Source organism: Scytonema millei VB511283 (assembly GCF_000817735.3).
Lineage (GTDB): Bacteria > Cyanobacteriota > Cyanobacteriia > Cyanobacteriales > Chroococcidiopsidaceae > Chroococcidiopsis > Chroococcidiopsis millei_B.
On sequence record NZ_JTJC03000004.1, the window covers coordinates 279,618 to 292,280 of the forward strand.

At 44.9% G+C, this 12,663-nt stretch carries 11 protein-coding genes; 5 read left to right on the forward strand and 6 right to left on the reverse strand.

Annotation, left to right across the window (positions count from 1 at the left end; translation table 11 throughout):
* From QH73_RS16300 to QH73_RS16320, 5 genes are all read left to right on the forward strand, one after another.
* Window positions 1–1,482 carry an O-antigen ligase family protein gene (locus tag QH73_RS16300; protein WP_236147048.1) on the forward strand — a complete coding sequence of 494 codons (1,482 nt, stop codon included), beginning with the start codon at window positions 1–3 and terminating at the stop codon, window positions 1,480–1,482.
* 61 nt (window positions 1,483–1,543) lie between these two features.
* Window positions 1,544–2,560: a methyltransferase domain-containing protein gene (locus tag QH73_RS16305; protein WP_052290224.1), complete on the forward strand. Its 1,017-nt coding sequence runs from the start codon at window positions 1,544–1,546 to the stop codon at window positions 2,558–2,560.
* 213 nt (window positions 2,561–2,773) lie between these two features.
* Window positions 2,774–3,688: an IS982 family transposase gene (locus tag QH73_RS16310; protein WP_039711688.1), complete on the forward strand. Its 915-nt coding sequence runs from the start codon at window positions 2,774–2,776 to the stop codon at window positions 3,686–3,688.
* Window positions 3,689–4,107: 419 nt separating this feature from the next.
* A complete protein-coding gene (locus QH73_RS16315; RefSeq protein WP_039717120.1) occupies window positions 4,108–5,097 on the forward strand; it encodes a glycosyltransferase family 2 protein in 990 nt (329 codons plus the stop codon).
* Between the two features lie 98 nt (window positions 5,098–5,195).
* Window positions 5,196–6,623 (forward strand): oligosaccharide flippase family protein, encoded by a 1,428-nt coding sequence (locus QH73_RS16320; protein WP_039717119.1) that lies wholly within the window; start codon window positions 5,196–5,198, stop codon window positions 6,621–6,623.
* Between the two features lie 111 nt (window positions 6,624–6,734).
* Here the strand turns inward: QH73_RS16320 and urtE are convergent, their stop codons facing one another.
* The 6 genes from urtE to urtA form a co-directional block, all read right to left on the reverse strand.
* On the reverse strand, window positions 6,735–7,436 hold the full coding sequence (gene urtE / locus QH73_RS16325; RefSeq protein WP_039717771.1) for an urea ABC transporter ATP-binding subunit UrtE: 702 nt from the start codon (window positions 7,434–7,436) through the stop codon (window positions 6,735–6,737).
* 163 nt (window positions 7,437–7,599) lie between these two features.
* A complete protein-coding gene (urtD, locus tag QH73_RS16330) occupies window positions 7,600–8,373 on the reverse strand; it encodes an urea ABC transporter ATP-binding protein UrtD (protein WP_039717118.1) in 774 nt (257 codons plus the stop codon).
* Window positions 8,374–8,395: 22 nt separating this feature from the next.
* Entirely contained in the window at window positions 8,396–8,587 is a 192-nt protein-coding gene (locus QH73_RS16335; RefSeq protein WP_039717117.1) for a hypothetical protein, read from the reverse strand.
* Between the two features lie 10 nt (window positions 8,588–8,597).
* Window positions 8,598–9,767: an urea ABC transporter permease subunit UrtC gene (gene urtC, locus QH73_RS16340; protein ID WP_052290223.1), complete on the reverse strand. Its 1,170-nt coding sequence runs from the start codon at window positions 9,765–9,767 to the stop codon at window positions 8,598–8,600.
* Between the two features lie 100 nt (window positions 9,768–9,867).
* Complete coding sequence (gene urtB, locus QH73_RS16345; RefSeq protein WP_039717116.1) at window positions 9,868–11,028, reverse strand: urea ABC transporter permease subunit UrtB; 1,161 nt, start codon at window positions 11,026–11,028, stop codon at window positions 9,868–9,870.
* 217 nt (window positions 11,029–11,245) lie between these two features.
* Window positions 11,246–12,574, reverse strand: coding sequence for an urea ABC transporter substrate-binding protein (gene urtA / locus QH73_RS16350; RefSeq protein WP_039717115.1), 1,329 nt, complete (start codon window positions 12,572–12,574; stop codon window positions 11,246–11,248).
* Window positions 12,575–12,663 lie beyond the last annotated feature (89 nt).

The window sequence follows — 12,663 nt, forward strand, 5'->3', positions numbered from 1 at the left end:
ATGAACGTAAGAAATGAAATGAAAAGGTTAGCCACTAGCTACCTGCCTGCTTCACAGGTCTCTTTTTGGATCGGAGTGGCGGGTGTTTTGGTAGGGCTAGCTGCGGGCATCCTGGTAGCTGCTCAGCCTGTTTATCTATTTGCTGGGGTGGTTGCTTTTGCGATTATTATCAACTTCTTTGCTGATTTTGAACGCACGGCGATCGCCCTGTTAATTCTTCGCAGTTCGCTAGACATCTTCTCGGCGCAGCAAATCCCGGCATTATTTGCGCTAGGACTAGCGGCTTTAACATTACTCTATGTCGCCGCTGCGTTTTTAGAACGACGCACCATACATACAGATTGGTTTTGGTGGTTTTTGTTGGCGTGGGTGATGCTGCAAGGTTTGTGGCCCGTACTGTGCATCTTGGGAGGCTTGGGACTGGATGCCTCACCCTATCTAGTCGATAACGTCAGAGAGTGGACGCGCTTATTCTCTTGGGCAATGGTCTATCTATTAGTCATGCAGATGAAAGATCGAGTCGCGCCGCAAAAGATTATCGCACTGCTCTTTTTTTCGTTAATTCCGCCGATAATTGTCGGCATGTTGCAGAAATATGCCAATTTCTTGCTACCATCTATCCTGGCGCTGAAAAAGCCAGAGGTTGTCAGTCAGTTCGTACCAGCAGAGGTTGTCTCAGGCACGCGGATCAACAGCACGTTTGCCCATCCGAATAATTTCGTACTTTATTTACTACTTTTTATTTGTTTGGCTTTCTGGCAACTGTTGCGGGGAAACAAACCGCGCTGGATGTGGTTGATTCTCTTATTTTTAATGGCAAATCTCTACGTCGGTACTGGGGCAATTTTTGGTTTAGTCATGCTTATGACTGCTCTCGGAATTGCGATCGCCCCCAGATTGAAATTTTATAACGCCCTTGGTGGCATCATGTTACTGCTGTTGGTTGTAGTTCTATTTGCCAGTACGGATTACGGACGCAGCCGCCTGGATGGAATTGCCAATACACCGCTGCTGAACCCAGATATCGACGTTTCGCGGGCGATCGTCATGTCCTTTTCCGACTACAACAGTTTTAACTGGCGGATTGCCCAGTGGTATTATCTCTTACGCGCATGGCTGTACGAACCTTGGTTTGGCTACGGACTAGGTACGGGCGTTTACTTGAGTCCGTATAATTTAGTACCGCACAATGACTACATTCGCGCTTTAGTAGAAGGAGGTATTGTCGGCTTAGTGACATTTGTGTCACTCTTGGTGGCACAGGCGATCCGCCTGCTCCAACTACTGCGACAAGCCCCCAAAGGTAGCGATCGCTGGAATTTTTGCTGGAGTTTGCTCGCTCTACTGATTGCAACTTCCTTGGGGATGGCAACAGATAACGTTTGGAGCGGTACGGCTTTTTACTTTTACTGGTGGACTGTGATGGGTATAGCAGGCTGGAACTGGCAAGAGCGGAAGGATCGCCGCACGGCGATCGCGTGATGCTGTTGACGAGGAAGACTGCGCTCGAAGTGGAAAATTAACCCTCATTCAAAATGCATCCATGAAAACACAATCTCCTATTTCCTTATCAACTGCTGACAGTACTCCTTCGTCCCTGCGTCTATCTGAGGAAACACAACAATTGTTGTGCTGTCCGGTTTGCTCCTCTCAATTAGAATTGGACGAGTCTCAGGTCAAATGTACGAACAGTCTGTGTCAGGCTTGTTTTCCGATCGTGAATGGCATCCCTATACTGATTGACAATGAGGCAAGCGTATTTGCGATCGACGATTATCTCGATATAGATACTACAACTCTCAAACCCAAATCTTTGTGGGAGAGACAACTCATTAATTTAATTCCCAGCATTCATTTAAATCTTAAAGGCAAGCAAAACTATCAAAAATTTGTTGCCCTACTTCGGCAGCGCCATTCCCGCCCAAAAGTGTTAGTTGTTGGTAGTAGCATTAGAGGTCAAGGGATGGAACCCCTGTATTCCGCTCCTGAGTTAGAACTTGTAGAAACAGATGTTGCCTTTGGCGCGGATGTCTCAATTATCTGCGACGGTCACAGCCTACCTTTTGCGGACAATTCCTTCGATGGAGTTGTCATTCAAGCCGTCCTCGAACACGTTGTCGATCCTTATCGATGTGTAGCAGAGGTGCATCGCGTTCTCAAACCAGAAGGAGTTGTTTATTCCGAGACTCCTTTCATGCAGCAAGTCCACTTAGGGAGATATGATTTTACTCGCTTTACCCACTTGGGACATCAGCGGTTATTTAGAAGTTTCGCCGAAATCGCCAGCGGTCCAGTCTGCGGTACGGGAATGGCACTCGCTTGGAGCTATCAGTATTTTCTGCTGAGCTTTGTCAAGTCTTCCCTTGCTAGAGCTTTAGTCAAGACAGTAGCAAGATTCACTAGTTTTTGGTTGAAGTATTTCGACTACCTGTTAATTGACCGAGCCGGAACGTATGATGCGGCATCTGGTTTCTATTTTCTCGGTACGAAAAGCGATCGCACTCTTTCAGATCGAGAATTGCTGACTCAATATAAAGGCGCTCAAGCTAGCTCTTTTTAAAAGAGCCTTACCATAAAATTGTATTTTTTACCTAATACCAATTTACTCTTTGACTACGACAAAAGAGATCCCTCCAACCCCCCTTATCAAGGGGGGCTAGTTCAGATCTTCCGTAGCATAGTTTTAGTAAAATGACGTGAGTTCGACGGTGGGAGATGAGCCAAAAAGAAAAAAGAGACCTATGCTCAAAATACACAGCGCTCGGCCTCAGTTATGAATAGCACCATTGTATCTCGCCTAGATGTGACGCAAATTTTTTGTGAGGTAGACGACTTCTATCAAACCTTTGAACGACATTGGCAGCAACAGATGCTATTGACGGCAAGTTGTGGAGAACGCTTGTGTCGCTCTCGTTTAAGTCTGAGTGAGGTGATGACGATAGTAATTGCTTTTCATGGCTCGGGATATCGTACTTTTAAAGAATTCTACACGCTACAAGTCCTACCAGGCTGGCGTCAAGCTTTTCCTCATCTAGTCAGCTATACTCGTTTTGTCGAATTGATGCCTTGGTCGTTGATGCTGTTATGCTGCTTTGTACAGACCCGTAAGGGAGAAGTCACTGGCATTTCATTCATTGATTCAACTCCGATTGAGGTGTGTCATCCAAAACGTTCTAGAAGCCATCGTGTGTTTGAAGGCATGGTGGGTTGGAGCAAAAATTCGGTCGGGTGGCACTATGGGTTTAAGCTGCACCTAATTATCAATGACCGAGGCGAGTTGCTAGCTTTTAAGCTGACCCCTGGCAATGTAGATGACCGCAAGCCTGTGCCGGACTTAACCCAAGACCTAATTGGTAAGCTATTTGGCGATCGTGGTTATATATCTCAGGAATTGTTTGAGCAACTCTATCAGCAAGGCTTGGAGTTAATTACACGGCGTAAGAAGAAGATGAAGCAACAGTTGGTCAAGTTGATCGACAAAATTCTCTTACGTAAGCGAGCCTTAATTGAAACAGTTTATGACCAACTGAAGAACATTTCTCAAATCGAGCATTCCCGACATAGAAGCATCTGGAATTTCCTGGTCAACTTGTTAGCTGGATTAACAGCTTATACTTATTTGCCCCGAAAACCTTCTCTCGATTTAGAACCCAAAGGCTTACCTGCTCTTCCTCCTGCTGTCTTTTAACCCCGTCGAACTCACGTTAAAATGGTATAAAAGAAACCAAGGCAGCTGCTTGGCAGCGGTCGTTCCTTGGTTTTGAAGTTTATAGCAATTTAATGCGATCGCAATCGATCGCATTGCGCTCTATCTCGATCCATTTCAAAGTGCAGTTATTAACTAATAACTGCATAGCAATATATTGATTTATTGCAGAAATTGAGATAAAGATAAGTCAATTGATGACAAGCTCGTGTTTGTACTAAGACTTGTTCATCTATGAAGAGACGTTGCCCGATCGCTATTCCTTGTCATGAAGATCGCAGCGATTGGATCGAGTCAAAAAATGATTTCAATTGGCTATTATGTATTTTCGATATCTAGACGAACTGAAAAGGAATACTCTAGCGTAAGAATCATAATTGACCAAGTTGAACTTTAACAACATGCCTAAAGTTTCAGTCATTATTCCAGCCTACAATTCTATGGCCTATTTACCAGCAACTCTAGACAGTGTGTTGGGACAGACGTTTACTGATTTTGAAGTATTAGTCATTGATGATGGTAGTTCGGATAATACTGCTGCATGGGTAAGTCAGATCCAAGATCGGCGCGTCCAATCGATCGCTCAAGCCAATCAAGGTACGTGTGCTGCGCGCAATACAGGTATTGCTCTGGCGCATGGAGAATACATAGCATTCCTCGATGCAGATGACTTATGGCATCCAACCAAGTTAGCTAAACAAGTCCGCTATTTAGACGAACATCCAGAAGTCGGCTTAGTGTATACTTGGACAGCATTGATCGATCCCGAAGGCAAACCTACGGGCAGAATCTTTGCCAATCGCGCCCAGGGTGATGTCTGGCAGCAACTTGTACAACACAATATTACGGAATCTGGCAGTTCGTTTACGATCCGCCGTTGCTGTTTTGAAACCGTAGGGGTATTCGACACGACCTTATCACACGTTGGCGACTGGGATATGTGTTTGCGAATTGCCGCTCGCTATCATTTTGGGGCGATCGAAGAACCTCTAGTTTACTATCGCCAGTACTCGAACAGCATGTCCAAAAACTGGCAGCGGGTGGAGAAATGTTTTTATACAGTGCTGGACAAAGCATTTCAATCTAAACTGCCAGAACTACAAGATTTAAAAGACCGTTGCTATGGCTTGGTAAACTTAACCCTTGCTTGGAAATGCCTGCAAACTCAAACCAAGGATTACAAACAAGCAATTCAATTTCGTACCACTGCGATCGCCTATTCCCCTCAACTGCGGTACTCTAAAGAGTACATTCGCCTGAGTGTAGCAATTGCGATCGTGCGCTGGTGTGGTGCTGATGGCTACAATCGCATCTTGGCAATATTTCATGCTCTGCGGCGGCGAATCTCGAACCTCAGAGATCGGCTTTCAGTTCCTCTCAGTACGGGTTAAGTGTTGCTTGTAACTTATGCTTTAAGTAGTTCGAGTCCTCAATCGTCTAGCTTAGTGCGACCGGATGGCGACGAACTACCGTCTAAAACCAAGAATTAATGCATACCAACCAATCTCTCAAAACTCTCAAAAACAAAGTCCTCCAAGGAGGTATTTATCTAACTATCAGACAGTTAGCAGCATCAGCGCTTTCATTAGTCAGCGTGCTGGTCATTGCTCGCGTCTTAGGACCAGAAAATTATGGCGTAGTTGTCTCGGCTGCATTTATTCTTTACTTCACTTTCTGGACGGCAAAATGCGGTTTAGATGTCTACTCGATCCGCCAACCCAATTTACCTAAAGATGCCGCAGAGCAGATTTTAGCGTTTTACAATACGGCAGGGATCGGGCTGTGCGTGTTGCTGTGGTTTGCTACGCCTCTAGTGGGTGCGTGGACGGGACAAAACGTGCTAGTCGAAGTCCTGCGGTGGCTAGTTCCCGTCATTTGGTTGGAAATGGTAGCTAGTGCATCGATCGCAATGATGGAGCGAGAACTGCGTTTTCCTCAAGTTGGTTTAGTTGAAACTTTGGCACAGGTATCTAACTATGCAATCTCCGTACCGCTCGTACTCCTAAATTGGGGCTATTGGGGACCAATTGCTGGTTTTGTCGTTCAGTTTACGCTACTAGCAGTGATGGCTTCTGTTTGCTATCCGATCGCGTGGCGTTGGCGCTGGCAACCGCAATTCATCGCTTCTGCACTGCGTAGCGGTCTGGCTTACTCCGGGTCTAATTTAATTTGGAATTTTAAAACTCTCACCGTCCCCTTAGTTGTGAGCCGTCTAGGTGGGTTAGAAGCGGCTGGAATTGTCGGGATTGCCATCCGTCTTTCCGATCAGTTGGGGATGTTGCGAATCGTAATCGCTCGGCTTTCTATCAGTACTCTTGCCAAATTACTCGGCGATACTGATGCATTGCGCCGTGCCATTAGCCGTGGGATCATCTATCAAGGTCTGCTCGTCGGTCCAGTGTTTGCCATTTTTTCTTGCTGTGCTAATTGGATCGTCCCTTTAATGTTTGGCAAAAGTTGGCTACCCAGCACCCAAGTCTTTACGTTTGTTGCCCTAGCAACATTACTCTACACGGTATTTAACATGCATATCTCGGCATTATATGCCGCAGGTCACAATCGCGACGTAGCTCGGTTTAACGCCATCTATATTAGTCTGTTTTGGCTAGCTGCTTGGCTGCTACTACCAGTGTTAGGAGCTTGGGGTTATGGCGTGGCAGAATTATTTGCCTTACCTAGTTTTTTAGCGCTGCATTTTTCCATCACTAAACTATGTGGCACACCGGATTACGGAGATGCGATCTGTTTAATTATCGCGACAGCAATCCCCTTACTCGCTGGTCCCTGGTTGCCGTTTTACATCAGTTTGAGTTTGCTGGTTGCCAGCTATAGTATCTTATTTCTGGTGCGACCCACCCTCAGAAGCATTCCTCTCGAATTGTACGCAGCTTGGAAAGCCCCCAAACCAGCTAAGTAGTAGAAAGTTATTTGTCAATTGTCATTTATGGTAATCGATGGTTAGTTCTCAGTTTTGACCCTTCGCTTTGCTCAAGAGCAAGCTTTTGACTTTTGACTTTTGACTTTTGATCTAGACTGCCAAAAATCGCTGAATGACATCCTGACTGAGTTCGCTGGTAGTACCAGAGGCGACAATTCCACCTTTTTGCATCGCATAGTAACGGTTGGCTTGGCGGACAAAATGTAAGTGTTGCTCTACCAACAGCACGGAAATTCCAGTCGTGGCGATAATGTCGCGAATTGCTGCCTCAATTTCTAAAATAATTGAAGGCTGAATTCCCTCAGTCGGCTCGTCTAGTACGAGTAGACGGGGATTTCCCATTAAGGCACGGGCGATCGCGAGTTGTTGCTGTTGTCCGCCGCTTAAGTCACCACCCATCCGCGATCGCATGGTTTTTAAGACGGGAAACAAGGAAAAAACGCGATCGGGAATCTTCTGATGGCTTTTTCTACCTTGGGGTAGTGCTTCAAAACCCAGTAGTAAATTTTCTTCTACTGTTAAGCGAGGAATAATTTCGCGCCCTTGAGGAACGTAACCAATTCCTAATTTTGCTCGTTTGTCTGGAGACTTGAGAGTAATCGGCTGTCCGGCAAAAGTTACTGCGCCGCTACGAGGTTTAATTAAACCCATAATTGTTTTTAGCAGCGTCGTTTTTCCCACACCGTTGCGCCCGATCAGACAAACCATTTGTCCTTCTGGGACACTAATATCTACGTTGCGTAAAATATGGCTTTCGCCATAGTAGACATTCAATCCAGCAACTTGTAACACTGGTTTTTGGGCAGCAGCAGCATCGAATGATGAGGCGATCGCGTCTGTGATAGGATTCATATTTTATTTTTTGGTAATTGGTAGTTGGTAATTGGTAGTTGGTAGTTGGTAGTTGCGTGGTTTTTCTCCCTCAGCTCCCTCAGCTCTCTTGCCTCCCTGCTCCCTACTCCCTGCTCCCTGCTCCCTGCTTGTGTTCTACTTCCTGTCCCAGATACACTTCAATCACACGAGGATCGTTTTGAACTTCGTCAATGTTACCTTCACACAGTACCGAACCTTGATGCAATACTGTTACCTTACGCGCAATCTGACGCACGAATTCCATATCATGCTCGATCACCATAATGGAATGACTTTGAGCCAACGCTAAGAGTAAATTCCCGACATTTTCGGTTTCTTCATCGGTTAACCCTGCCACAGGTTCGTCAACTAATAATAAATCTGGCGATTGCGCTACTAGCATTCCAATTTCTAGACGCTGTTTTTCCCCGTGGGATAGTTTTGACGCAGGTAGATCTGCATTTGCAGTTAGTCCGATTGTTTCTAATAACCCAGATACGGTTTGGCGTTCCGCACTCTTAGATTTACCAAATAAAGTTGACCAAAGCTTTTTTTGTTGATTGCAAGTGAGTTCTAGATTTTCTCGTGGAGTTAAGTTGAGATACACTCTAGGCGTTTGAAATTTGCGACCGATACCCATGCGGGCAATTTGATGTTCTTTGAGCGATCGCAAGTTTTTTCCTTTGAACAATACCCGTCCTTGAGTTGGTTTTGTCTTCCCTGTAATCACGTCCAGAAATGTTGTTTTTCCTGCTCCGTTAGGACCGATAATAACTCTTAATTCACCTTTGTCTAAACTAAAATTAAGATCTTTTAGGGCTTTAAATCCATCAAAACTAACCGTAACATCTTCTATTGCTAAAATTTTTTCGCCCACCTTATACCCCCTATATCAGTTATCAGTTATCAGTGAAGAAAGGGTGTAGGGGAGCCAGTGCGGTCTTGGGGGTTCCCCCCATGAGCAACTGGCGTTGTGGGGTGTAAGAATTTTGAATTTTGAATTCTTTTGCTCCCTCAGCTCCCTCAGCTTCCTCAGCTTCCTCAGCCCCCCTCAGCTCTATTCTCCTTGTCTTCTTTTTCCCTTCCCTCACCCCTCACCCCTCACTCCTCACTCCTCGTCTCTATCTCCTGCCGTTCGCTTTGCACTTCTGGGTTGACTTCAATTTCAGGATAGGTTGATAGCTGCCGACGTTGACCTAGCCGTAACAAGTTTGAACTACGCAACCAACCGACAATACCATCGGGTAGCACAGTCACAACGATTAAAAATAGCGCCCCTTGGAAAAATAGCCAGATCTCGGCAAATTGTTCGCTGAAAAAACTTCTGGCATAGTTGACGAGCAACGCTCCTACAACTGCGCCTACCAAACTGCCACGTCCGCCAATTGCTACCCAAATTACCATTTCAATTGAGAAGGCAACATCCATCGCTCTTGGAGACACAGAGCCGCTTTGGAGAGTATACATTGCCCCAGCAATCCCCGCGATCGCCCCTGAAATTGCGAAGACTAGCACTTTAAATTCTGTCGGGTCGTAACCGGAAAAGCGAACTCGACTCTCATCATCCCGAATCGCTACCAGCAGCCGTCCGAAGCGTCCGCTAGTTAACCAGCGACACAAGGCATAGGTAGCAATAAGTAACAGCACTGTGAGGACGTAAAAGCTAAATCGCGTCGGTCGCGTCCCTACTGCTGCGCCCAAAAGAGTTTTGAAGTTAACTAATCCGTTCGTACCGTTAAATAGTTTTTGCTGTCCGTTAAAAAAGTTGAAAAAAACGATGGTTGCTGCTTGAGTCAAGATCGAAAAATAAACGCCACGAATGCGATTGCGAAAGACCAAATAGCCCAAAGCAGCAGCTAAAAGCCCAGGAATTAGTACGACAGCAGCCGAAGCAAAGGGAAAAGCTTGAAATGGATGCCAAAACCAAGGTAGTTCGGTCACGCCATAAAGTCCCATAAAATCGGGAAGTTCGCCTTGGGGGACTTGGAGTTTCAAATGCATTCCAATCGCGTATCCACCCAAACCAAAAAAGATACCGTGACCTAAACTGAGCAACCCCGTGTAACCCCAGATCAAATCTATGCCCAAAGCGACAATTGCCAGAGATAAAAATCGTCCTAACAAATTGAGGCGAAATGGGGAAATTAAAGCTGGAATGATAAAAATTAATAAGATAGCGATCGCGCCTATTATACCTGCTTCAATTAAGAGCGATCGCTTCTTATCCCGCACTAAACTTCGTCTTCCGATCGCTAATTGGTCATTTGTCATTTGTCAATCGTCATTTGTATTTAGTGAGTAGTCGTAAGTCGTAATTGAAATTATTCGATCGCTGATAACTGTTCACTGATAACTGATAACTGGTCACTGATTAAGCATCCACAGTCCGTCCTTTCTGTGGGAAAATCCCCCCTGGGCGCACTTGTAGAAAGGCAATAATTAAAGCAAATACCATAACTTTTGCCATACTCGTAGTGGCAAAAAAGGTAAAGAACTCAGATAAAGGCGGGATGGGCGCTGTGAGGATTGCGAGAGTTCCAGAACCAACTAGGTAATTTACCGTACCAATTGCTAATGCGGCTACAATTGTGCCGACTAATTTACCAACACCACCGACAACCACTACCATAAATGTATCGACAATGTAGTTCTGTCCTGTATTTGGTCCCACAGAACCGAGATAGCTAATCGCACATCCAGCTACCCCAGCTAGTCCCGAACCAATTGCAAATGTAAGGGCATCAACTTTTTGAGTCGGAATGCCCAAGCAAGAACTCATGCTACGATTTTGCGTTACAGCGCGAATTCGCAACCCCCAAGCAGTGCGTTGCAAGAATTGATAAACTCCAATGACACAAATAATTGTCAGTGCAATGATAAATAATCTGGCATACGGCAATTGAAACCCACCTACAGGTAAACCACCACGCAGCCATCTCGGTGCGGAAACATCCACGTTCTGCGCTCCAAACCAAGGCTGATTCACTGCGAGTTTGTAAGTTTGACTCAAAATATTGCCAACTGCGATCGCAATACCTAAAGATAAAGGCAGCATCACTAGTACAAACCAATTCCGAATGCGATGGAAGTCCGAACGACGCTGGACGAGCCACAAACTGCCGAAAAATAACAAACAAAATAAAGCTATTCCAATTGCCAGCACCCAATTCACGCTGCGCACGAACTGTTGCAAGATTAAACTCACGCCCCAAGTTGCTAGTAGGGTTTCTAAAGGTCTGCCATAAAGATAGCGAATGACTCCTCTTTCTAAAATCACCCCCACCCCAGCGGCGACTAAAAAAGCAAGTATGAGAGCGAAAAAGATATAAAAATCGAACCAAGGTTCGCCCAATTTTTTAAAGCCCGCTTGGACTACAAAAGTCGTGTATGCTCCTAGCATCATCAACTCGCCATGTGCCAAGTTGATTACACCCATCAGTCCAAATACGATCGCTAACCCTAGTGCTGAAATCAATAGCACCGAACCGATACTAATACCGTTAAATAAACCGTCAAATAATCCAATTAACACGCTTCCTCCTATTCAGTTGTCAGTTATCAGTTATCAGTTATCAGTTATCAATCTAGAGACGTTACATGTAACGTCTCTACTTTCTACCAGCTACTATTAAACAGTTTGATAGCGATCGGCGATCGCGATTGTTTATGAGAAACAAAATTTTTCTCGATCGTCAATAATTTAGCTGTAATTGACAACTGATAACTGATAACTGACAACTGATAACTGATTAAGCTGACTTGTATTTTCCGCCTTTGTTGGGATCTGACCAATCGCAGCTATATCCCTTAGTTTCTTTGACAAATTGATTCCAAGGAAGCGGTGCAACTGCCTTATCAGTAGAGTAAACGATTTCAAACAAACCATCGTCTCTCACTTCACCAATTCGGACAACTTTAGAGATATGATGATTTTTATTTAGAGCGATTTTACCTTCTGGTGCATCGAGGGTTTGTCCGTAGGCAGCAGTTCTAACTTTAGCTAAATCGTCAGCCGTACCAGCCTTTTCTACTGCTTGTTTCCACAGATAAACCGCGATATATGCAGCTTCCATTGGATCGTTAGTTACTCTATCTTCGCCGTATTTCTTCTTAAAGGCTTCGACAAATTTCTTATTAGCAGCAGACTCAACTGTTTGGAAATAATTCCAAGCGGCGTAGTGTCCTTTTAGATAATCTGGGCCTATTGCTCTGACTTCCTCTTCCGCAATACTCACAGACATGGAAGGATACTTATCTGGACCCATGCCAGCACCTTGTAATTGTTTGAAGAAAGCTACGTTGCTGTCTCCATTCAATGTGTTGTAGATGATGCCACCATTAGGTAGAGCTTGTCTAATTTTGGTAATAATTGGGGTAACTTCTGTGTTGCCAAGTGGTAGATAATCTTCACCGACAACCTTACCACCTTTTGCTGCTAATTGCGCTTTGATAACGGTGTTAGCAGTCCGGGGAAAAACGTAATCGGAACCAACTAAAAAGAATTCTTTTCCTTTATTTTTCAGCAACCAATCTACTGATGGTTCGATTTGTTGGTTTGGAGCTGCACCAGTGTAGAAAATATTTTTAGAACACTCTTGTCCTTCGTACTGCACTGGATACCAGAGCATATGGTCTTTAGATTCAAATACTTCTAGCACGTTCTTGCGGCTAGCAGAAGTCCAACAGCCAAATACTGCAACGACGTTATCTTCGTCGATCAACTTGTTGGCTTTCTCTCTAAAAGTATCCCAATTAGAAGCACCATCTTCAGTAATTGGAACAATTTTCTTTCCTAACACGCCGCCAGCAGCATTGATCTCCTCAATTGCCAGCATTTCTGCGTCTACGACGCTCTTTTCGCTAATCGCCATCGTACCGCTCAGGGAGTGTAAAATCCCCACCTTGATTCCATCTCCACTAGCAGCAGCCGTGCTGACATTAGCAGCTGATGGCGATGCAGTTCCATTCGGACTCGATTCAGTCGTAGGCGAATTTGCACAAGCTTTTAATAAAATACTGGTTCCCAAAGTGGCAGAACCGTACAGTAAAAACTTCCGCCGATTAAATTGTGTTGTCATATGTGGAGAAATTATTTCGTGCAGATATATGCTTTACAGCAGCTATATCAAAAGTATGGACATTGATAGATACTATGGCTCTACTTGCA